Here is a 22604-nt window from a genome sequence, read left to right as displayed (position 1 = left end):
AGAGGAGGGGACAGTCCATGTCTACCGTAAAATTATCCCAGTGGGAAACGATGCTCTTAGAGGCAGCCCGTGCCCATGGATTCGTCGATGAGGAAATCATCCACAAGCTGAGAACAGGTGACCCTGCGCCTTTTTCGGACGTGGAGGGCGGCAAGTACGATTACACCCATCTCTTTGAACTGTCCAAAAATGATCCCTCTACGCTGGAAGCTGCGATTCGCGAAGGCTACCAAATCAAGTTCACCACTATTAATGGGATCAAGTTTTTGCTGAACAAACGCTACAACATCCAAGCGGAGCACGACTATCAGGTCGAGGAAACAGCACTGCACCACGTTCGCTTACCAGACGATGCACTGGCTTGGATGCGCAGGACAATCTCCCATAATTGGCGAATTGTTGAACTAGAAAAGCTCGCAGACACCAAAGAAACGCTCGTCAGATTTGAACTGGCAGCATCGTAAATACGAAAGAGCACTTTCCTTAGGGGAGAGTGCTCTTTTTTCGAAATGCGGGTAATGGAAGGAGAACCATGATGACAAAGCAAGCATATATCCAACACATTGAAGCAGCGTATCCGGAATTGACCATCACTTCCGCCTACTTTAATGAGATGGGCCAAAACAATGATGTGCTCATCGTCAATGACTCATACGTGTTTCGCTTCCCGAAATATACCGCCGGAATCGCGCAACTGAAGGTCGAAACGAACATTTTACGCACAGTAAAACCATATCTCTCCTTGCCGATTCCGGCTCCGATCTACTTGGCCTTTGCCGAGGAAACACCTGGGCGGGTGTTTGCCGGATATTCGCTACTCGAAGGTGAGCCTTTTACTCGAGAAGCTTTCCAAGCTGCCACTCTTCAAAATTCGGTACCGACTGTCGCTGCCCAGCTGGCACAATTTCTTCATGAACTGCACCAGCTTCCCGTCTCCTCCTTGCTCCCGGAGCTTATCCCTGGCGATTTTGACATGGCCAAGCAGTTGACTGAGCTGTATGAACAGATTGTATCGCAGTTGTTCCCAGCCATGCGTGAGCAAGCGAAAAAAGATGTGGCAGAGCGTTTTGAAACGTACCTGGGTGACCCCGCCCACTTTGATTTTCAGCCTTGCTTGACTCACGGAGATTTCGGTACAGGCAATATCTTGTACTCCCCGACAAAACAACGCATCACAGGCATCATCGACTTTGGCGGCGCTGGTGTAGGCGATCCTGCATACGACCTCGCTGGACTCTGTGCGAGCTACGGGGAAGCGTTTTTGCAGCATTTCACTCCGGTGTACCCCCAGCTTGAGCAGGTCATGACAAGGATGAGATTTTACCGCAGTACATTTGCCTTGGAGGAAGCGCTGTTCGGTCTGGAAAACGACGATGAGACAGCCTACCAAGCTGGCATGCGGGACTACATCTAGCCTTTTACGGCACCTTGTGTGAGCCCTTCTACTAAGTACTTTTGGCAAAAGGCACGTTGTCCTGCACCCAAGGCTGAAATATCGGCTTTTTATTCCTCACCCTTTAAGATTGAATAAACTCCACCAACTTCTTATTAAAATCATCCGCTTGTTCTATCGGCATGCCGTGTCCACTGTTTTCAAACGGAAACAGCCTCGACCCTTTGATTTGCTGCTGGGTGAGCTCGGCGCTTTTGAATGGAATCAATTGATCGTGAATCCCATGAAAGATTCCGGTTGGCACCCGGATTTGACTCAAGTCATTGATTACATTCTCTCTAGCTGCTGCTTGCATGATTTTGATAAGCGCATAGGAAGCGGAGTCCAGTCCCATTTTGACAAACCACTGGAGTGTAGCAGTCCCTAAATTTCGATTAAAAAACTGCAAAGAAACCGTGTTTAATAACTCAGGCATATTGGCGTACATCTGACTGATCAGCCCATCCGCTTGCTCCTTCGAGACGCCGTATGGAGAACCCGGCATTTTCACAAAGGAAGGAGAAACCGCATCCACTAACGCTAATTTAGAAATATGACGCCCCTCATAACGAGACATATACCGAATCGAAATGGCTCCACCCACCGAAAAGCCTAGCAAGACGGCATCCCGTATCTTTAATGCTTCCAAAACGACATAGATGTCATCTGCTAAGCGGTCATACGTATAGCCACTCCACGGTTTGTCTGATTGGCCGTTGCCCCGTATGTCCATGGCAACACAGCGAAACCCCTGCTGGGGAAGTACGTTAAATTGGTAGGAAAACATGTTATGGTTGAGCGGCCAGCCGTGGACGAAAAAAATCGTTTTGCTATTCGGGCCAGGATTGAGGTCTTCGACGAAAACCGTGACACCCTTTTCGACTTCAATGTACATAACCCTACCTCCCGTATCACACCATGCACCTCTTTACACTCAAGGTATGTCACCAGCTGTAGGGTTATGTTACTACTCTTCTATGCCCTGACTTGGAAACGCATGAACCACGCGTCCTTTTCTTCCTGTTGTTGTGACTGCTTGCGAAAGAGAATGGTAGATGGCTTCCTCTGTCGCTTCTGCCGCAGCAGCAAACAGTTCGTTCATGATCGGGTGATCCTCGCGTAGTTGCAGGCGCATTTCCGTAACGGCTGTTGTCTGATGTGGGATTTTATGCGCTGTGGAAAAAGCAATGACAATGTCGCCGCTCCCATGCCCAAAATGGCTCCCCGTTCGTCCCAAGCCAATACCTGCGCGCTTCGCTACCCGAAGAAGTTGGCGATCACTGAGAGGCGCATCTGTCGCGAGCACGATAATGATGGAGCCATCCTCGGACTTCTCTACTGCATTTTCATTGCTTTTACAGCTTGTGAACAAATTCGCTCCCAAGAAATCATCCTTGCTACCGAAGTTACTGAGGACCAATGCCCCCAATGTATACACTTTCTCCTCAGCCACTACCATGCGCGAAGACGAACCGATCCCTCCTTTGTAGCCAAAGGCAATCATCCCCGTCCCTGCCCCGACAGCTCCCTCTTCTACGGCCTGGTCCGTTGCGTTCTGAATCGCTTGTCTAGCATCTTCCGGGCACACGACACAACGGCGAATGGAATTGAGATGACCATCATTGCATTCTCCGACGACAATGTTGATCGTCCCGGTTGTGTCTCCGATCTCTTCGTTTGTATCCAGCATGTATTGCAGAGTCCCTTGTGTAACCGCGGGAACGGAAAAGGTATTGGTCAGCATAATCGGCGATTCCAATACGCCCAGCTCCTTTACCTGCACGAGTCCCGTTGTCTTTCCGAAGCCGTTGATCACATAGCTGGCTGCCGTCACCTTTTCACGAAACAAGCTTCCGCCATGTGGCAATATCGCCGTCACACCTGTACACGCATAATCATCTCCGTCCAGCTCATGCTGGATCGTTACATGTCCGACACGAACTCCCGCCACATCCGTTATGTCGTTTTTTTCACCGACTGGCAGCTTGCCGACCGTGGCACCGAGCTGCCGAATTTTTTTCGCCATGTGTTCCATTCCTTTCGTATGGCTATGCCGCTCCCTTATACAGGTCGATTACGCAGAAAGTTTTCATAGGCAAACCAGCGCACTTCCTCTTCCTTATAATGCTTGAGCAGCTCGTTGATCAGGTTTTGGCTCTGACCTGCATGCTCCAAGCCCACGACCTTTGCAGAAATGCCGTCGAAGTCAGAGCCGAGCCCGATATGGCGCACGCCACCGAGTGAACAAAAATGATCGATGTGCTTGATCAAATCATCTATCGTGGTCGGTGTTGTTTCATTGATAAACTGGGTGCAATAGACAACATGTACGTTCGCGCCTTTGGCAAATAGCGCTTTTGCCTGTTCATCCGTCAGGTTGCGTGGATGGTCGCAGATCGCTCTTGCATTCGAATGACTCGCGATCGGGTATGTGGCGAGCTCAATCGTATCCCAGAAGCTGCCCTCTCCTAGATGCGAAACGTCCGTCAACATTTTATGCTCATTGTGGAACTGAATGATTTCCTTGCCAAATGTGGTCAGTCCGGCATTCCTCGGTTCCAGTGCACCATCCGCAGCGAGATTCGCGAAGTTCCAGGTAAGGCCCACAGAACGAACCCCTAACTGATACAAAATGTGCAGCTTTTTCAAATCGTTGCCGATTGGCTCAACGCCCTCCAATGTCAGCAACGCCCCGACCTCTCCTTCTTGCAAACGGTCGAGCTCGCTCCAATCACGGATTTGTTTCATTTCTGGATGTTTACCGAGAACCTCTGTATAAAAGTAATGAATTTGATCCAAAGCTTTTTGAAAACGTTGCTCCGTGGACAATTCCGGTGATGTCCAGATGGCATAGCACTGTAGCTTTACCCCGCCATCGTGTAGCCGTTTCCTGTTAACGTCCAGCTCGTCCGCATCCGCAAAGGACAAAGCGCCATTTTTCTCCCAAATTTTCAGCAGTGCATCACAGTGCAAATCGATAATCGGCATTTTGGCCATCTGTATCCATCCCTTGTGTTAATTTCCTTTGAGAACTCTACCTATTCTGTTAATTTTAAGGTAATGTATTTTTAATAGCGAATCCAATAAATTATTGCTATAAGCCACTTAAGAAAACATTATCGAGGCATGTTCGAGGAGGAGCCACCGCGTTTTTCCAGAAAGTTTAAGCATGATCGCTTTTACACTGTGAAGCACTTAATCTTTCCTGCACGTTAAAAACTCACATAATGGAGCCATTACTCATGAATATGGAGCAAATTGAAGCATTCATCTTTGTCGCCCTGACCGGGAGCTTCAGCAAAACGGCTGATTTGCTCTATCTGTCACAGCCCACAGTCAGCATGCGGATCAAGGCGCTTGAGACAACTATGGGCTGCAAGCTGTTTCAACGTACGGGTCATACGATTTCTCTTACAAAAGAAGGCGATCTGTTCCTTCCCTATGCAAAAAACATCATGCACATGCTGCAAGAAGGACAGCAAGCGATTCAGCGTTCGCAAGGCGATGTAGAGGGAGAATTGACCATCTCCACCGTTTTTGTCTCCGCCTTTTACATTTTGCCTGACCTCGTCCAGCAATTCCAGCAGTTGTACCCCAAAATCAAGCTGACGATCCTCACGGGACATTCCCATCAGGTGCTCGATATGGTTCTGAACCACGAGGTGTCTTTCGGAATTGCTCGTGCCGTTACCCATCCACAAATTAACCGGATTCAGCTGATGCCGGATGACATGGTGCTAGCGATTTATCCCGACCATCCTTTCGCTTTCCGCCATCAGGTCTCCATCGAAGATGTCGCTCGCGAGCGACTGATCTTGTTCAACCGGGGCTCGCTAGACTGGAAGCTGATCAACAATGCGTTCAGCCATTTTCAACTACAAAACAATGTCGTCATGGAGGCTGACAACATCGAGGTCGTGAAGCGGATGGTCAAACAAAGGCTGGGCATCGCCTTTTTGCCTCGATTTGCGATCTCCAAAGATTTGAGCGAAGGCGAGCTGCAGGAAGTAGACGTCCTGAATCTGCCGCAAATCAACCGGAACTTTGAGCTGATTTACCTCAAGGATACACCTGTTCACGGGATTATGCGTACGTTTATTGATTTTTTGATGCAGAGCAAAGCCTTGCAGCAGTAGGAAAGGACAATGGGCTTACCTCCTAAAAAAGCTTCACATCTGAACCAATGAAGCTGGTTGATGCGAAGCTTTTTAGGAAGCGCTGAGTCTCTCTCATCCTTTTCTGGGTGCACGCAGTTTCGTACGAATGATCATCTCCGCCGTGACGACAAGTCCAATCATGGCGACATAGACGCCGATTGTGTAGCTGAGCTCATACGGCAAACCTACCACCTTCTCCAAGATTAGCTTCAATAGATGAATCAGCATGTTGGTGAACAGGAATACGAAACTCCTGACCATCCATTCCTTATGCTTGATGACTTGACGCTTTTTAATTTGGACGAGCGCCGTAATGGTGATCGCCGGCCAGATGATGTTCAGCAAATGGAATGGCCAACTCGCCACTTTTCCGCCTGTTACATAAGGGGCCATATACCCCGAGGTGACTACCACAACCAACACACTAAAAAGATAAACATAGCCTGTTACTTTATGTAGCTTGCAATTCTTTGCGAGCAGCATGTCGGAAAAGTTAGCCACCCCACAGACCAAGGCGATCAGGGCAAAAAACAAATGGACATACATGACCGTAAGCCAGATGGATGTGTTCATTCGCTCTTTGTTGTAATCAGATTTGTGACTGAGAAAGCCTTTCGCTTCTGGATCGATGATAAAGTTTTGCACGAGGGCATACGCTATCGCCATACAAGCAATGAAAATGACAATCGAATACGGTTTGATACGCTGCATCCTGTCACACAACCCTTTGTTTGATTTTTAAGACCGAACGGTTCGGTCTTTTTTAGATTTTACATGAATGTCTTCTTTCGTACACGAGAGAAATGTTACAATAACTTGGACGAATATAGACCGTGTTGGCCGAATGAAAGGACTATCGCGATGCGAAAAGGCGAAAAAACGAAGCTGCATATTATCCAGAAGTCAGCAGAGCTGTTTAATCAAAACGGTTATACAGGAACCTCCATGCAAGACATCATGGATGCCACGGGACTTACCAAAGGCGCACTCTACCGGGGTTTTTCCAGTAAAGATGAAATTGCAATAGAGGCCTTCAAATATGCTGGAGAAGTGTTACATGAACATTTTGCAGCTGCACTGGAAAAACAGGACACGGCAACTGCAAAACTCGTAGCCATGGCAAAGGTTTATTCTGATGCGGTAAACAATCCCCCCCTCCAAGGTGGCTGCCCGCTTCTCAACACAGCCGTCGAAAGCGACCATTCGTTCCCTGTTCTTCGCGATTATGCCGTCGCCGCTTACCAAGAGACAATATCGTTCATGCAGGGCTTGCTGAAAGAAGCAATTACCCAAGGAGAATTTCGCTCCGATATGGACGCAGAAGCAGTCGCTTCGGTTATCCTCTCTTTTATTGAGGGGGCAATAATGGCTAGCAGACTCACCCGCGATAACAAGCATGTCCATTTTGCCATCAAGCATATTGAGCAGCTTTTACAAACATACAAGCAATAGCAAACAGAAAAGAGCAGTCGCGCAGGATGTGATACCCCTGCCTAACTGCTCTTTTTTCGTGGACTTTTCCTACTTATTTTTATTTGATGTAGTGAACTTTTTCATGCCCGAGCAATGCTTCCAGCACTTGCTGTACTTTTACGCCTGTCTCAAACGTAACCAGTCTGGCATCCCCACCGTTAATCGCAATGGACAGCTCATCTAGCAACAAGGATAGACAGTCTTGCTGTGGAACTTCAGCCGGGACGAGCTCTTCGCCGTGTCCACCGACAAACAGATTGCTCCAGTTCACGACACTTAACGTCCCTTTTGACCCGTACACGCGATAATCCAAATGCTCCTGATGCGCGATGCCTGCCAAACCATTGATTGTAACCGGGGTACCATTTGTCAGACGCAGGAAGGCCGATACACCCGTCTCGCATAGGTCATGATCTGCTGGATAATCTACCTCTGAGCGAACCACGTGTAGATCGCCGAAGAGCGCATAAGTCAAGTGAGTGAAATGAGGCAGCACTTCACGGATGAAACCGCCTTGCTCACGACCAGCCAACCAAGGTGTTTGCTGCCATGGACGCGGCCACTGGTGAAAATGCGTCAGGATATCGATGCGGCGGATATCCCCGATTTCTTCGAGTCTGCGGGAGAGCTCAGGAAAAATGCCTTGATAATAGAGCGGGAAGTTCATCGCATGGACAACTCCTGCGTCGTTCGCTGCTTCCAACATTTCTTGCGCCTCTGTCAACGAATTAGCCAACGGCTTTTCGCAGAGCAAATGCTTTTTGTTCGCCAGTACATCCAGGGCAATTGCGTGATGGAATTTGGGAGGAACCGCTAAATAAATGACGTCCAGCTCTACTTTTTTCAATAATTCCTTATAATCTGTGTACCAAGGCACATCGCCGGACTTTTGCGCGGCTTCCTGTGCTCTTTCCGCAGATACATCACTCACTGCGGCTACTCGAAATTTTTCGTGGGTACGGATGGCGTTCATCATTCGCTCGCCCATGACGCCTGCGCCAATCACCCCAACGTTCCATTTCACTTGGTCCATCTGCATTTCCTCGCTTCCTGGTGAATGTTCGTCTTCGTGCCCCTACCCCTTTCTCCATTGATCTGAACATTCCTTCTAAAAAGCTTAGATTGACAACGGATTCTGTGCTTCCTTTTTTGCCCGTTTCTTCTCCTTTTGGGATCGCTACGACTGTATAGAGAGAGGGAACGACGATCAGCGTGAGCAGCATCGAGAACAGCAAACCTGAAATGATCGTAATGGCGAGCGGCTGAAACAGCACGCTTCCCTTAATCGCCATTGGTGACAGACCGACTACTGCGGCAAATGTCGTCAGCAAAATCGGACGGAAACGTGCTTTCCCCGCCAGCGGGCGGTTATGAAGACGTTTGGTTTGACCCAGAGATCTTACATGACTGATACTCCGTTGATACGACATAGAAAAAAACAGCTAGGGAACCGTGGTACAAGCCGTGTTTCCCTAGCTGCTTATGAATCCAACCGCAAGTTATCCGATGTGCAAGCCAAACGTTTTATCTCCGAACGAAACCATCTCCATATCCGCTGCTTTCGCAAAAGACACGTCCGAAACTAGCACACTCTCCCGTAAAACGTGATCAAAACGCTCCAATGCCACTCGCAGCTCATCGTCCACATCCAGTGTGAGCTGGACTCGTTTATCGATGGGCAAATCCAGCTTTTTGCGTGCGTCCTGAATGACGCGGATGACTTCACGAACCAAGCCTTCTTGCTCAAGCTCTTCTGTGAGTGTCGTATTCAAAGCCACATGAAGTTGGTAGCCGGATGCAGCAGAGAAGCCCTGCTTCCCTTGCTTTTCCACGAGAAGTTCATCTAGCGTAAGGCGCACGCTGTCGCCTGCGACCTCCACATCCAAGTAGCCATTATCCACTGCTTTCTGTGAATCTGTAGCATTCAATTCTTTTAAAAACCCTTGGATTGCCCCAACGAGCTTGCCGTATTTTTTCCCGGCTACCTTCAAGTTGAGCTTGAAATGATACGTCACGAAGCTGCTGTCGCTTTGCTCCACCCGAATGTTTTTCACATTGATCTCATCTTGGATAATGCCAGCAAAACGCACGAGGTTAAATGGCTGCTCCATCGATACGATTAGCTCGGAAAGAGGCTGTCTGGTCTTGAGTCCGGTTTCGTTTCGGACATTTCGCGCCAGCTCCACGATGTGACGAGCCGTTTCCATGTCTCGCTCAAGGTTTTCGTCGATTGCTTCTGTGTTCACGTTCGGATAGTCCGTCAAATGTACACTGCCTTCTCCACCCAGATTGCCATACATATCTTCTGCGATCAACGGCGCGTACGGTGCGATCATCTTCGCCAGCGTCAGCAACACTTCCCGCAGAGTCTGGTAAGCAGACACTTTGTCAGGTGTCATCCCGCTGCTCCAGAAACGATCACGTGAACGACGGATGTACCAGTTGCTCAGCTCATCGACGAACGCTTCGATATACCTCGCCGGATTCATGAAATCGTAGGTTTCCAGACCTTTAACCACATGCTGCAAGGTAGTATTCAAGCGGGAAAGTATCCAGCGATCCAATTCGTTCACAGGCGCTTGCATCAGATGCTCTTCTGGCTTGAATGTATCGATCAAGGCATACAACGAATAAAAAGCATGGGTGTTGTGGATCGTATCGATCACCTTGTACTTCGCCTCGGCGACGATCCGCTTAGAGAACCGCTTGCTGCTCCACGGTGCGCTGTCAGACAAGAGCGCCCAACGGAACGCATCCGCTCCGAATTCCTCGATAACCTCCCACGGATCAATCCCGTTTCCTTTGCTTTTGGACATCTTCTGACCGTGCTCATCCAATACGTGCCCAGTTGAGATGACCGCCTTGTACGGCGCTTTTCCGTTATAGAGCGTGGATACCGCCAACAGGCTGAAAAACCAGCCCCGCGTCTGATCGATTCCTTCCGAAATGATATCGGCAGGGTACTGCTCCTGGAATACCTTTTCATCGCCAAATGGATGATGATACTGGGCAAACGGCATCGAACCGCTGTCGAACCACACATCAATGACCTCAGGAGTTCGCTCCATCGTACCGCCGCATGAGCAGCGCAGCTTCACATCATCCACAAATGGCTTGTGCAGCTCCAGGCTCTCGTCGATTGGCGCCACAGACTTTTCGCGCAAATCTTTTACACTGCCTGGTGCGTATTCAGAGCCACAATCCTGACAAAGCCAGATGTTGAGCGGCGTCCCCCAGTACCGATTGCGGCTGATATTCCAGTCTACGAGCTCTTCGAGGAATTTCCCGAAGCGTCCTTCGCGCAAATGACCTGGATACCAGTCGATCTTGCTGTTGTTTTCGATTAGCTGATCCTTGATCGCTGTCGTTTTGATGAACCAGCTCTCCATCGCGTAGTAGAGCAGCGGCGATTTGCAGCGCCAGCAAAACGGATAGCTGTGCTCGTAGCGCTCCTTGGAAAACAGCAGACCACGATGCGACAGGTCTTTTACGATATCGACGTCGCAATCCTTGACGAAGCGTCCCGCGAAATCCGCAATTAGATCGGTATAGCGGCCAGCCAAATTCACGACATTCACGAAATCAAGTCCATGCTGACGGGTTGTGCGATAGTCATCCTCCCCGTGCGCTGGCGCTGTATGCACGATGCCCGTTCCGCTCGTATCACTGACATAGTCCGCATCGACGACGACATGCCCATGGTTTACCGTGATATAGCCAAAAGGCGGCTCATACGGGGTACCGACGAATTCTGCACCTTTGTGCGTGGACAAAATCTCGTAGTCTTCCTTAAATACTTTCTCCGCGAGATTTTTGGCTACGACGTACACTTCATCCTTGTGCTTGACCCGCACGTAATCGAGCTCTTTGTTAACAGCCAAAGCCACGTTGGCTGGAAGTGTCCATGGTGTCGTCGTCCACGCGAGGAAGATGTCATCGCTTGTCTTGCTTTTGAATTTGACGGTCGCACTCAAGTCCTTCACGTCTTCATAGCCTTGCGCCACTTCATGGGAGCTGAGCGTTGTCTGGCAATCCGGGCAATACGGACTGACCCGATGACCTTTGTACAGCAGTTCTTTTTTATGAATTTCAGAAAGGATGTGCCAGACGCTTTCGATGTAGTCGTTGGTCAAGGTGACATATGGATGCTCCATATCTGTCCAGTAAGCAATCCCTTCCGTCAGCTCGCGCCATTGTTTTTCGTACTCGAATACGCTACTTTTGCACTCCTCAACGAACTTGGCCACTCCGTAGTTTTCGATCTCCTGCTTGCCGGAAATGCCGAGCCGCTTCTCCACCCCAAGCTCTACCGGGAGACCATGCGTATCCCAGCCTGCTTTGCGGACAACGCGGTAGCCAGACATCGTTTTGTAGCGTCCGATAAAATCCTTGATGACCCGTCCGAGCACGTGGCCGATATGCGGTTGTCCATTAGCGGTCGGCGGTCCTTCATAAAAGACGAAATTCGGCTTCCCTCGCTGATTGTCCATTGACTTGCGGAATGTGTCGTCTTCCCTCCACTGATCCAGAACGCGTAACTCTCGTGTCCTTGCTTTTTCTTTTACGTCTACTTTCCTCATCATGTACACTCCTTCTTCTGTAGTTTGCGTAGAAGTGTAGGTTCATAGAACGCAAAAAAATCCCGCCCCCTAAGGGACGAGATTTGATCTCGCGATACCACCCTTGTTCCGAAAACTTCATGCAAGCATGTCATTTCGGCACCTCTACTACGTACCATCATACGCGTCCCTTATAACGGTGGGATTCCGGGTCAGCTTACTCCATACATCTTCAGCTTTCCTTCTCGGAGAGGATTTTCGGCTAAGTCTTGAACGTTGGCTTTCAGCACTAAGGCCAACTCTCTGGGGAACAAGGGGATTAGCGTACTCTTTCTCGTCAATGAATTTGTTGGTGTTATTCTTGTTTCTTTACTTTTTACACTGGTTTCAAAAAAATGTCAAGGGTTAGGCCACGGCGCGCTTCACGCTGCGACGGCTTTCGACCTGCGACAAGAACAAGCTGAGAATCAGGATAATCGCGCCGAACAAATACGGTGCGTTCAAATGCACCCCGTACAACGTACCCGCTACTGCTGGGCCAAAAATATTCCCCAGACTCATATAGGCATTGTTCATCCCTGCTACGAAGCCCTGTTCATCTCCTGCTCGCTTGGAGATCAGCGTGTTGATCGCCGGACGCATAATTGACGTCAGGGTAAAGAAGATAACCGTCATAATCAGCATATACCAGAAGTTACCGGACAATAGCATCATCACCATCGATACCGCAGACAAGAAGAACGTCACGTTAATGAGCTTCTTCTCTCCAAAACGAGTAATGAGCTTGCCGATCAGCGCTCCCTGCACAATCGTACCAGCAAGTGCTCCCACTGTGATAATGATGGAAATATCACGCGGAGTATAAGCGAACTTCGCATCGACGAACAGCGGGAAGATAACTTCGAAGTTCGCCAAGCCAAATGTCATCGTAAAGATCAGCACCAGCATGATGAAGTACGACGATTGAAACGACTTGCCGAGTTGGACGAAGATGTTTTCCTGCTTCTCTTTGGCGTTACGTGCTGCGAGCTGCTTCTCTTTGGAGAGCGACTCTTGCAAGAAAAGCATGGAACCAATGGTAGCTACGGCACCAACTGCCGCAGAAATATAGAACGGCATACGTAAGCCAAGCTCCGCCAAAAATCCGCCAATTCCAGGCCCGATAACAAATCCGAGCGACATGGCGGCTCCCAGCATCCCCAGACCTTTTCCACGTTTGTCCTCAGTCGTGATGTCTGCTACATACGCCAGCATGGACGGAATCATCGCTGCTGCCCCAATCCCACCGATCAGACGAGAAAGGTAGAGCACCCATGTCTGTTCAGCCAAGGCAAAAACCAGATTGGAGATCGTAAACAAGACGAGACCTGATACAATCATGATTTTTCGACCGTACTTATCCGACCATTCCCCCGCAATTGGAGAAAAAAGAAATTGGGTCACACCAAAGGCCGCCACCAAGTATCCAGCTGTCTCTCCACCCGCGCCAAACTCTTTTAGAAACTCGGGCAAAATCGGAATAATCAAGCCAATTCCCAACATGGCAATAAACATGTTGATCATCAGAAAGAGAATCGGTCGCTGACTATTCTCTTGTGTATTCATATTCATTTATCCAGTCCTATCCTATAGATTTTTCTCTTTAGCCTTGCAGCTTCGCTTTCACACTCTCAATCACCGTGCGCCAAATGGCAGGGTCTGTAGATATCTTTTGCTTGAAGTTGCGGTACAACTCCTTTTGCTTTTCCTCAAAATCTGGAGCGTCTGCAGCCGGCAATCCTGCACGGGCAGTCGTAATCATTTCCTGTACTTCTGGTGAACGCGGTCCCCAAACTCTGGCCTCGTAGCCATCCTGGTCGAGGAAAATAAAGATCGGGATCGCACGTGCTGTGCCATTGGTCAGGTATTGATCCATCAACTCCAGATTTTCGTCGCGGATGAGAAAACGCAATTCGATGTTGCTTTCCTCGGTCATTCGCTGAATGACAGGAACGCACAAGGAAGCATCCCCACACCAATCTGCGGTCAGCACGACCCCTTTCCAATTGCGCTGGGAGAGATCACCAAAGAACGCCTGATCGTCGTCAGTAAATGTGAGCTGATCGTATACGCGGGACAGCTCTTCTTTGTTTACGTTCATGCTTTCTTTGTACGCAGCAAAGCTCATTCCTTTTTCAAACCAACTGTTCTGATTCACGTTAGACATATTCCGTACTCCTCCTATATAGTGAAAAATTATTGCTCCCAAATGGCGGAAGTTCCCAAACGATTGCGAATGGAAGAACTTCTTGTTTTGCGGGCTTCTTTCCCTGACGTCTGTTTCATGGTGCTCGCCTTGGCAGTCAGGTCCATAAACCACTCTCTATCTTTGGTTGCGAGGGCGAGATCGATCAAATCATGCACGTGCTCTTCATCATCAAAGGAACCTACTGGAAGGCGTTCCATCCACTGTCTCGGAATGACAACCAGCTTGCCGATCGTCTCTTCGTTGTCGCATTGAACCACATATACTTTTGCGGTACCTCGCAATGAATCATCTGTTTCGACGAAGCCTTGAACTAACTCGCCGAATTTGGTTTTGCCCAGTACCCATTCTCCGACTTCCAACAACTCATCTCGATTCATTCTCGTGCACCTCCTAATTGTAATGGAAATTATTACAGTTTCCATGTTAAAAATTTGTATGGTTACTGTTGCGAACTCTCCTGACATCCTTGACGAACTTTATCTAATACGGTCTGGATCGTGATTTGTTCCAAATACTTCGTGAAGTACATCTCTGCTTCGGTAAAAATCTGATCCATGACTCCGTGCATATTCGCAGAAACCTGACAAGCTTCTTGCGGATCTCCCGAACACCAGTGGGGCTTCAGCGTACCATTCGAGATCGAACGATGAATCTCGGCCAAGGTGACCTCATTCGGGTCACAAGCCAGTATATAACCGCCGCCAATTCCCTCTTTTGTCTTCACGAATCCGTTTTTGCGCAGGATGCTCATGATTTTGCGAATGCGAGCAGGATTGGTGCATACATTTTTTGCGATGAGCTCACTGCTTGCCATATGCTCTGGAATATGAGCCAACAAAGCCAAGCTGTGAACAGCAATGGTAAATTCACTATTCACGTCACAGACGGCCTCCTTGCGAAGAGTACTGTAATAATAATTCGTACAGTTAGGAAAGTCAACAATTGTGTGGGGAGAAACTGTTTTTAAAACCGTGAGGTTTTCATACTAAGGTGGTCGAGGGGGAAGCGCAGGCACATGTTTTCCAGTCGCCTTTTTCCTCACTGCGTTCGGGCGGTCTCCTTCCAAACATGTACCTGCGCTTTTCGGACAGCTGATGCTTTTGCGGGGCTTTATAAAAAGACACTTTATGAAAAGAATCGCGGATTGGAATGCCGTTGTCTGCGATGAGTGGGATTTCTGGTTTGATTTGGCGTGCAGGTTATCGTTGGTGGTGATTGCGGGCTTCCCCAGTGTTTGATGAAAAATTCAGTGATTACGTTTTTGTCCAGTTCGCTTGTTGAAATCATCTGCATAACATTCACCTCGAACGCACATCCAGCAGAACTTTTCCCGTGCTCGCCCTGCTCTCTACCCACGCATGGGCGCTCGCTGCTTCTTCCAATGCAAACTGCTTACCGATCTTGATATCGAGCTGGCCATTCGCTAAATAGTCTAAGACTTGCTTGGCTGTGTCATGCAACAAGTGTGGACGTAGCTTGCGTGTCGTACCAAAGCTGAAGCCTAATACAGAGCGGCAGCTTGCGTGCAGGTCAATCGTCTTGATCTGACCGATTTCGCCGCTGGCATTGCCGAAATGGACCAGTCGACCGTACCAAGCGAGGCACTCGAGACTACGCTCGCTCACCGTTCCGGAAATCGAGTCCAAAATGACATCGGCTCCCGCACCATCCGTCAGCTCACGCACCTTTTCCACAAAGTCTTCGCGATCATTGCAAATCACATGGTCGGCACCGGCTGACAAGGCAAGCTCCGCCTTTGCTTCATTACCAACTGTGCCGATGACACGTCCTGCTCCGAGCAGCTTGGCTAATTGAATTGCCGTCGTCCCGATCCCGCCTGCCGCAGCGTGAATCAATACCGTTTCCCCTTTCGCAATGCGGGCAACCTTCGCCAAGAGCTGATACGAAGTAAATGACACGACTGGGCAAGCTGCTGCTGTTTCCGTTGTGATTTGATCTGGTAGTGCAAAGGTCAAGCTCTCATCCGCCACGACATACTCTGCATATGATCCGTTGGCAGGAAATGCGATGACTCGTTGGCCCACCTTAAGACTTTGCACCTCTGCCCCTACCTGTTCGATTACGCCGGTCGCATCCAGTCCCGGGATAAACGGCAGCTTTGCCGCCCCCTTTTTTCCGTATCTGGATTTGATATCGGCAAAATTGACACTGGTCATCTCGACGCGGATCAGGACCTGTGTAGCTGACATGGACGGCATCTCGAGTTCCGCATATTTCATCGTTTCCGGGCCGCCTAACTCTGTTACCAAGATTGCTTTCATAAGAACTCCTCCCAGACATTAGCGGAATGGAATGTTAGTTTTGAAGAACGGCCATGATCGCAGCTTTTTTCGCTGCGAACTCCTCATCGGAAAGCACAGGCGTAAACGCAGCCTGAGGAATCTCCACCAATAGATCATGCCAAGATTTGCAGCCTTGATATGCAGCGTCAATCGGGATTTCTACCGGATTCTCTAATCGATACATCCGCACGAACAAAATGTGCAGCGGCTGTTTTTTCTTCCAATGCAAACGCACATCTGCGAAATTATCCGTCCAGATGTGGAACGGAGAAAGCGCACGCAGATTGGCTTCGTCCATCAGCTCTACATCGTCGGTTACTTCGGCAAAATACTCGATCGTCACCGTCTTCTTGTCCATTGTCCAGCCTTCGAGGGTCGCATCTAACAGGTGTTGGTAGTCTGCCTTTACCATCTCGCGCTTCTGGTGCTCATAGGTCGGATACAAATAAAATTGATTGTTTTCCAAGCGGAATTCTCGTGTTTCTTCGTATAATCCACCCTTGCGGATCGTGATGATCTGCTCACCTTCTCCAAGTGCTTTGACGGCGACTGCCCATTCCTTCAAGCTAAGGGGGGATAGCGGCTGTACGATCGACTGCATGCAGCACGGCTCCCTTCTACTGTCAGAATCGTTTGATGACTTTAGTCTAGCCCAATTCCAGCTCGTTGAGAAGTCGTCTTCAACAGTTGGTCGACATGCTGCATAGCTCCTTGCAGTCTCTCGGCATAATTCCCTCGGAGGGTCACGTACGTAATTCCCCGCTCATCCAGCATCTGGCGCAGCTTTTCATGATTGTTCCAGCGTACTTGCTCTTCACCGTGCACACGCAGTCCATCATCCACCCACGCGACATCCGGCTCCATGAACAGCCACAGATCATACGCTTGCACTTCGGCAATTTGGTCGAGAACAGGGAAAGTTTGTCCGGTGTACAGCTCGGAGTAAAACTGGGTAACAATCGCTTCTGTATCGATGAACAAGAGCTTGTTGGCTTTCTGGAGCGCTTCGTACTCTTTCATTTTGTGGCCATATGCGATATGCGGAAAATACTCCGGTGTCAAAATCGTATCGCAGCCCCCAACCTCTTCGCAGATTGTGCGCCCATACTCCTCGACAAACACCGTGTTGTACATTTTCGCGAGATAGCGTGTCATGGTAGACTTCCCGCAGCTTTCTGTTCCTACCACCACTACCTTTTTTACGAAGTAGGGCTGAACAACAGTCGGAATGTGTTGCCAATGGGCGTAGATCCCTTCACTTCGGATCTGGGTAGCGGAAATCGGCACTTGGCTACGCGATTCATCGAGGATGATGTGCTCTGCCTCTGGATACAGGCGGCGAAAAATAGGGTCGTAGCCGGACTCGGAGCTGAAGACCAGATCAATTTTTTTCCCGATCTTGCGCTTAATGTCCGCTGCTCCCGCCTCCCAATCGTAGCTCTCGTCGCTGTCCGCACGATCCTCGACTGCAAGCACTCGGACATTTTCCATGTCTTTTGCGAGCGTAGACAGCCATCTCAACCTCACTTCATAGGGGATCGGTTTGATTCCTGCCTCCTCACACAGTTTTTGGTCCCGAGTCGGACTGTGCGAGAGAACGACGTACAGCTCGTCGCAGCGACAGGCAGCCTGTGTAATCGCATATACATGCCCTTGATGCAGTGGCAAAAATTTGCCGCCAATGAAGCCTACGCTCCCCATGTCTGCTCCTCCCTTTGCTTGCGATACTGCCGAATCCAGTTCATCAGACCGTAGACGGCATTCACCAAGTAGGCAGACCACATGACCAGCATCGAGATATCACTGCCGTCTTTCAAAAACGCTACCAGCCACATGTAAATCGTGAACAAATCAATGATGATCCAGACCACCCACTGCTCGACCAAGCGCTTAACCATGAAAAGCATCGCGATGACTGAGAGAACCGCCGTCAAGGAATCGACAAACGGCAAAGCCCCGCCCATTTGCTTCAATACAAAGCCATACGCAATCGTTGCGACGATGCTCAAGATGGTCCACCAGATGCGTGCTCGGTTGGATAAAATCGTAATCTTGACGTCATTTTGTCTGACTTCGGACACACGGTTTTTACGCCACAGGTAGAGTCCAATGAATTGCATCGGCAAAAAATAAAGAAGATTCAGCATCACTTCGCCGTAGTACTTCTGACCATAGGCGACGAACGCGTACAGAACAACGTTGATGATACCCGGGTAGTAGCTCCACGTCTTCCCTTTGGCGACGAGCACGACACTCAGCATTCCTGTTAAGGAGGTGATCAAGCCAATCCATGTATCATCCAGTGCGACATACAAGTAGAGGGTAACGAGTGTAAATGAGGTAAGCCAAATTTTTTCAAACCAATTCCAGTCTGCTAAAAAGCTGGTGCTTTTCGCATTCATGCGAATCTCTCCTTGAACGCTCGCAGGTTTTCCTGGCGCGCAGAATTGTCGTAGACGGCAAAAACGATGTGGTCAAAAAGCTGTGCATACTGTTCCTCGATCAAAACAGTCGCAAAGTAATCTGCTACGTCCCCCGCTTTATTGCGGAATACTCCGCAGCCGTACGCTCCCAAAATGATCGTCCGGTGGTTGTGAATGGCTGCTGCCCGCAAAATTTTCCGGATGCGCTCCTTCATGACTGGACCAATCTTCGCGATATTTTCTGGCTCTCGCTCACGAACAACCCCAGCATTCACAGCAGGCGCCGTAATAAAAGACAAGAGGTATGGATCATTCAAAAGCTGATCGCTTTGATCTCGGATGACAGGAACCCGAGGCGAGTAAATCATGTAGTCGGAATAAAAGCAGGTTTTCAACTGGCGGTGATAAGCGTACATTTCCTGCATCTGCACGATAGAAGGATAAAGCCCAGAGGAACGCGCCAAGCTCTCTTCCTGCGCCTGGCTTCCCCCGAGGAATCCTCCACCCGGATTTTTGGCGGAAGCAAAATTCAAGCATACTGCATCTGTTCTTTTCTCGTGAACGACGAGTCGCTTCGCTGCATCCAGGCTTGATTCTGTGGTAACCTCGACCTTGGCACGCAGCTGTGCAGCAGTTGTTTGATGCGATGGCAGTTGCACGGTGTCTGCTGCCAAATCATTTGGACGATACAGAACCGACTGGCTGATTGCAGCAGCTAGATCCTCCGTAATGCTCTTTTTTTCTCCCGCTTTGTTCACGTAGTAGCCCTGCTCTATGATTTGCAGCGTCTCTTGCGCGATCCGCACCCGCCCGCTTCGATTGTGTCCCTGATTCATTGTGATTTCCTCCCTGGTAAAGGGCTACGTCTGATCCATCCATTCCGGGTTAAAGCGGAAGTACTTGGATGGTCGGTGCCCGGCATGCTTTCGATATTGATTCGTTTCCAGCACTTTGTCGGCTACCTTCCTGCGAAACGCCGCAGCCAACAGCTCTCGTCCCAAAATCACTTCGTACACCTGTTGCAGATCGCTTAGCGTGAACAGCTCTGGCATCAAGGCAAAAGCGATATCGGTGTATTCAATCTTGTTACGCAATCGCTCCAGTGCGTATTGAATGATTTTGGCGTGATCAAATGCAATGTTGTGCGTCTCTACAATTTCGCGGGTCTCACGTACGGTACGGCCCGTTACTGTTTTGGTGATTTTTATCGTGGCAGACAGTTCCTCTCTCTCGTGCGCAAGTCGCAGCTCCAACCATTTTTCAGTAATGGAGCCATCCTTTGTCGCCGTCTTCGTTTCTTTCAGCCACCTGTCCTCGATGCGGTACCACTCTGCTTCCTCTGCATCATCCCCTGCTTGCAGCTGTAAAGACGAGCTGTCTACCAACGCCATGTACGACGTGCTGATGACCCATGTCCGCGGATCTCTGCCCGCATCGCCCCAGGTGTAGAGCTGCTCCAAATAAATGTCGTCTACGTTTGTTTCCGTACGCAGCTCACGTCTGGCTGCCTCCTCCAGACTCTCCCCAGGTGTAACAAACCCACCTGGCAACGCCCATTGGCCGATATACGGATGCTCACCACGCTTCACGAGCAATATTTTCAACGACTTGGGTGATAGCTTGCGGTAGTTTTCCTCCAGCTCATCCATCACGGTGAATACCAGCATATCGACTGTCACAGACGGCCGCTCGAATTGGCTGACATCATAAGCCTCCAAGTACTCCTGTTCGGTTTGACCCCTTTTATTGACATATGGTTGATCTTTCATGCAATCGCCTCTTTTAGGTGCCGAATTGTTGTTACTTATTTGTTATTAACAAAATGTTATTATCAAGTTGTTGGTATCATATTACTCTTTCCTGTTTTTGGTGTCAACAAAAAATCCCCCACTTCAAGAGTGAGGGATTTTTATTAATGATGTAAGTCAATACAGCTGATTATCTTTTTGATCGATGTATTGTTCCTTACTAAGGTTTCCCAACCTGAAATTCGAATAAGTGGTTAACTGGAGTAACAAAAGGAGATAAGGAGGCTGTCCAGAAAGTCGGTTTTGACTGACTTCCTGGGGCCCCGTTTTTCAAAAAAGCACAAAAAAATCGTCTCTTCTTGTAAAATGAAAGTTACCACACAAACATTTTAGGAAGGACGAGATCCTTTTCGATATTGAGGAACTTATCCCAGTCCACCATGTCGCACGTGTGGTGAATGAGATGGTGGAGGCTTTTCCTGATGAACAGTTATTTTCCCATTATTCAGGCGCCTGAGTGCAGCTGCTATTCAACAGCGCTACTTTGAAGAAACGGCAAATGAGCATGTGCATTTTTGCGCTGGCAATGGTCGAATAACTCGGATTATCATCTTTTTACAACTCCATAACATCCCCATGCTACTCTTACGCAAGAGGTGATCCGGGTGGCTACCATCTTAATTGTCGAGGATGAAATCCCGATTAATGAGTTAATCAAACGAAATTTACAAGCAGTTGGACATACATGTATTTCAGTACTGGACGGGAGCGCCGCCATTCATGAGCTTTCTCAGCGCGAGATCGATCTCGTTTTGCTGGATATCATGCTTCCCGAGATGGATGGATACGAGATTTTCCGGCAAATTCGCGGGACGCCTGCTATTTTTCTGACGGCGAAAAGCAGCTTGTCTGACAAAGTAAAGGGTCTTACCCTTGGCGCAGACGATTACTTGGTGAAGCCTTTTGAAATGCTGGAGTTGCTCGCACGGATAGATGCCGTTTTGCGGCGCACGAAAAAGACGAGCAAGACGTTTGAATTGGATGGGGTCAAAATCGATTTCGAAAGCAGGCAGCTATTTTTGCACGATCATCCAGTGGAATATACCCCCAAAGAATTCGACCTGCTGGAGGTACTGGTGAACAATCGCAATATTGCCCTTTCGAGGGAAAAGCTGCTGGAGCTCGCATGGGGCTACGATTACGTCGGAGATACGCGAACAGTCGATGTACATATTCAAAAGCTGCGCAAAAAGCTGGATATGGATTCACGAATTAAAACGGTCTACAAAATGGGATATCGTCTCGAAGTGTAATTCGCCTAAACATTTACAACTCCCTAACAACCTGGTGACGATTCTATAATCCCTCCCTCTTATACTTCTACTTGTGATCACAACTAATCAAAAAAAAGGAGAGGTTACTTATGAAAGGAAAACAAACCATCTTGGCAGCAGCAGCTATCATTGGCACCAGCACATTGCTTTTTCAAGGAATGGTCCAAGTCGTAACGGCAGCGAATTACAATAAAACGGATACGGTTCCAACGAGTTACGCAAAATCTGTGGACGCCCCCTCCCAAACGCCACAAAACAGTTTGCCGCCCGGATACAAAAAAACGAATTATACCGTGAAAGCCATGAACAACCAAATGCCAACGAGTAAAGACATTACAAAAGAAGCGGCGGCGGAAATCGGAGCGAAAGCCCTTTGGGAGATATATGCCCTGAGCCTGGAAGGGAAGGTGGTAGAAATGAGATACCAACAGCCACGTGAAGACCTTCCTCGCGCACAGTGGTACGGTGAAGTAATAATCAATGACAAGCTCAATTATTCCTTCATGATCGACGCTGTTACCGGAGAATATTTCGACATGTTCCGTGAGAGAACGTTCATAGAAAAAGAGACCTACGATGAGGAGCTTGCGAAAAATCCGCAGGAGTATGTGGACCTAGCCAAAAAGGCAGCAGAAAAGTACAATATTGTCCACGGTCCAGTCAAGTCCGCTGTATACAAAATCCAAAGCATGGTCGAGAACAATGACCCCCTCATGTCGGTGGAGGTCACAGGCGAGAACGGTGAAATCGCCACTGTGTATATAGCGCGCAATGATAAAGAGTTCATCGGTGCCACCTATCATGCTAAAGAAAAGTACAAGGACCACCCCAACGCAAAAATATACTATCCGAAGAGCGCCGAGCCCCAAAAATAAGGGAGCCTTTTCAGCCGCCACACCATGCTGGCGGCTTTTTCCCAATAAGTTG

At 48.9% G+C, this 22604-nt stretch carries 23 protein-coding genes and 1 other annotated feature; of the genes, 6 read left to right on the top strand and 17 right to left on the bottom strand.

The window, feature by feature from the left end; translation table 11 throughout:
• The first annotated feature begins 17 nt into the window (after positions 1 to 17).
• Together C7R93_RS14640 and C7R93_RS14635 are read left to right on the top strand one after the other, a co-directional pair.
• A complete protein-coding gene (locus tag C7R93_RS14640; RefSeq protein ID WP_106839501.1) occupies positions 18 to 464 on the top strand; it encodes a hypothetical protein in 447 nt (148 codons plus the stop codon).
• A gap of 71 nt (positions 465 to 535) precedes the next feature.
• Complete coding sequence (locus tag C7R93_RS14635) at positions 536 to 1414, top strand: phosphotransferase family protein (protein ID WP_106839500.1); 879 nt, start codon at positions 536 to 538, stop codon at positions 1412 to 1414.
• 103 nt (positions 1415 to 1517) lie between these two features.
• On the opposite strand, the gene C7R93_RS14630 is transcribed toward C7R93_RS14635, so the two are convergent.
• The 3 genes from C7R93_RS14630 to C7R93_RS14620 all read right to left on the bottom strand — a co-directional run bounded on the left by C7R93_RS14630 (position 1518) and on the right by C7R93_RS14620 (position 4429).
• Positions 1518 to 2327: an alpha/beta fold hydrolase gene (locus C7R93_RS14630; protein WP_106839499.1), complete on the bottom strand. Its 810-nt coding sequence runs from the start codon at positions 2325 to 2327 to the stop codon at positions 1518 to 1520.
• Positions 2328 to 2399: 72 nt separating this feature from the next.
• Positions 2400 to 3458: a DmpA family aminopeptidase gene (locus C7R93_RS14625; RefSeq protein WP_106839498.1), complete on the bottom strand. Its 1059-nt coding sequence runs from the start codon at positions 3456 to 3458 to the stop codon at positions 2400 to 2402.
• 35 nt (positions 3459 to 3493) lie between these two features.
• The gene (locus C7R93_RS14620) at positions 3494 to 4429 is read right to left on the bottom strand and encodes a dipeptidase (RefSeq protein WP_106839497.1); all 936 of its coding nucleotides are present in this window, start codon (positions 4427 to 4429) and stop codon (positions 3494 to 3496) included.
• A 245-nt stretch (positions 4430 to 4674) separates the two neighbouring features.
• Between C7R93_RS14620 and C7R93_RS14615 the strand changes: the two genes are divergently transcribed.
• Positions 4675 to 5568, top strand: coding sequence for a LysR family transcriptional regulator (locus C7R93_RS14615; protein WP_106839496.1), 894 nt, complete (start codon positions 4675 to 4677; stop codon positions 5566 to 5568).
• 93 nt (positions 5569 to 5661) lie between these two features.
• On the opposite strand, the gene C7R93_RS14610 is transcribed toward C7R93_RS14615, so the two are convergent.
• On the bottom strand, positions 5662 to 6300 hold the full coding sequence (locus C7R93_RS14610; RefSeq protein WP_106839495.1) for a DUF2306 domain-containing protein: 639 nt from the start codon (positions 6298 to 6300) through the stop codon (positions 5662 to 5664).
• A 150-nt stretch (positions 6301 to 6450) separates the two neighbouring features.
• On the opposite strand from C7R93_RS14610, the gene C7R93_RS14605 reads away from it, so the two are divergent.
• Positions 6451 to 7041, top strand: coding sequence for a TetR/AcrR family transcriptional regulator (locus C7R93_RS14605; protein ID WP_106839494.1), 591 nt, complete (start codon positions 6451 to 6453; stop codon positions 7039 to 7041).
• Between the two features lie 79 nt (positions 7042 to 7120).
• Here the strand turns inward: C7R93_RS14605 and C7R93_RS14600 are convergent, their stop codons facing one another.
• From C7R93_RS14600 to C7R93_RS14540, 13 genes are all read right to left on the bottom strand, one after another.
• Entirely contained in the window at positions 7121 to 8095 is a 975-nt protein-coding gene (locus tag C7R93_RS14600; protein ID WP_106839745.1) for a Gfo/Idh/MocA family protein, read from the bottom strand.
• Positions 7986 to 8492, bottom strand: coding sequence for an efflux RND transporter permease subunit (locus C7R93_RS29945; RefSeq protein WP_146142428.1), 507 nt, complete (start codon positions 8490 to 8492; stop codon positions 7986 to 7988). The genes C7R93_RS14600 and C7R93_RS29945 overlap by 110 nt, the downstream gene beginning before the upstream one ends.
• 69 nt (positions 8493 to 8561) lie before the next feature.
• Positions 8562 to 11642 (bottom strand): isoleucine--tRNA ligase, encoded by a 3081-nt coding sequence (gene ileS / locus C7R93_RS14590; protein ID WP_106839493.1) that lies wholly within the window; start codon positions 11640 to 11642, stop codon positions 8562 to 8564.
• A 69-nt stretch (positions 11643 to 11711) separates the two neighbouring features.
• Positions 11712 to 11971 (bottom strand) — a binding site (T-box leader).
• Positions 11972 to 12026: 55 nt separating this feature from the next.
• Positions 12027 to 13232 carry an MFS transporter gene (locus C7R93_RS14585; protein ID WP_106839492.1) on the bottom strand — a complete coding sequence of 402 codons (1206 nt, stop codon included), beginning with the start codon at positions 13230 to 13232 and terminating at the stop codon, positions 12027 to 12029.
• A 31-nt stretch (positions 13233 to 13263) separates the two neighbouring features.
• Positions 13264 to 13827: a thioredoxin family protein gene (locus tag C7R93_RS14580; RefSeq protein WP_106839491.1), complete on the bottom strand. Its 564-nt coding sequence runs from the start codon at positions 13825 to 13827 to the stop codon at positions 13264 to 13266.
• A 29-nt stretch (positions 13828 to 13856) separates the two neighbouring features.
• A complete protein-coding gene (locus C7R93_RS14575) occupies positions 13857 to 14246 on the bottom strand; it encodes an IDEAL domain-containing protein (protein ID WP_106839490.1) in 390 nt (129 codons plus the stop codon).
• A 62-nt stretch (positions 14247 to 14308) separates the two neighbouring features.
• Positions 14309 to 14746, bottom strand: coding sequence for an RrF2 family transcriptional regulator (locus tag C7R93_RS14570; RefSeq protein WP_106839489.1), 438 nt, complete (start codon positions 14744 to 14746; stop codon positions 14309 to 14311).
• A gap of 421 nt (positions 14747 to 15167) precedes the next feature.
• Positions 15168 to 16151 carry a quinone oxidoreductase family protein gene (locus C7R93_RS14565; RefSeq protein WP_106839488.1) on the bottom strand — a complete coding sequence of 328 codons (984 nt, stop codon included), beginning with the start codon at positions 16149 to 16151 and terminating at the stop codon, positions 15168 to 15170.
• Between the two features lie 34 nt (positions 16152 to 16185).
• A complete protein-coding gene (locus tag C7R93_RS14560; RefSeq protein WP_106839487.1) occupies positions 16186 to 16773 on the bottom strand; it encodes a DUF1802 family protein in 588 nt (195 codons plus the stop codon).
• A gap of 41 nt (positions 16774 to 16814) precedes the next feature.
• Positions 16815 to 17873, bottom strand: coding sequence for a multifunctional transcriptional regulator/nicotinamide-nucleotide adenylyltransferase/ribosylnicotinamide kinase NadR (nadR, locus tag C7R93_RS14555; RefSeq protein WP_106839486.1), 1059 nt, complete (start codon positions 17871 to 17873; stop codon positions 16815 to 16817).
• Positions 17861 to 18574, bottom strand: a complete 714-nt coding sequence (gene pnuC, locus C7R93_RS14550; RefSeq protein WP_106839485.1) for a nicotinamide riboside transporter PnuC — start codon at positions 18572 to 18574, stop codon at positions 17861 to 17863. The genes nadR and pnuC overlap by 13 nt, the downstream gene beginning before the upstream one ends.
• On the bottom strand, positions 18571 to 19431 hold the full coding sequence (locus C7R93_RS14545) for a TIGR02452 family protein (protein WP_106839484.1): 861 nt from the start codon (positions 19429 to 19431) through the stop codon (positions 18571 to 18573). The genes pnuC and C7R93_RS14545 overlap by 4 nt, the downstream gene beginning before the upstream one ends.
• A 24-nt stretch (positions 19432 to 19455) precedes the next feature.
• Positions 19456 to 20364 (bottom strand): NUDIX hydrolase, encoded by a 909-nt coding sequence (locus C7R93_RS14540; protein WP_106839483.1) that lies wholly within the window; start codon positions 20362 to 20364, stop codon positions 19456 to 19458.
• Positions 20365 to 21008: 644 nt separating this feature from the next.
• On the opposite strand from C7R93_RS14540, the gene C7R93_RS14535 reads away from it, so the two are divergent.
• Positions 21009 to 21656 (top strand): response regulator transcription factor, encoded by a 648-nt coding sequence (locus C7R93_RS14535; protein ID WP_106839482.1) that lies wholly within the window; start codon positions 21009 to 21011, stop codon positions 21654 to 21656.
• A gap of 110 nt (positions 21657 to 21766) precedes the next feature.
• Positions 21767 to 22552: a hypothetical protein gene (locus C7R93_RS14530; RefSeq protein WP_106839481.1), complete on the top strand. Its 786-nt coding sequence runs from the start codon at positions 21767 to 21769 to the stop codon at positions 22550 to 22552.
• Positions 22553 to 22604: the final 52 nt, after the last annotated feature.

The sequence above is a fragment of the Brevibacillus fortis genome, assembly GCF_003013395.1.
Classification (GTDB): Bacteria; Bacillota; Bacilli; order Brevibacillales; family Brevibacillaceae; genus Brevibacillus; species Brevibacillus fortis.
Note: the sequence above shows the minus strand (reverse complement) of the source record. Positions and strands in the feature narration are given on the sequence as shown.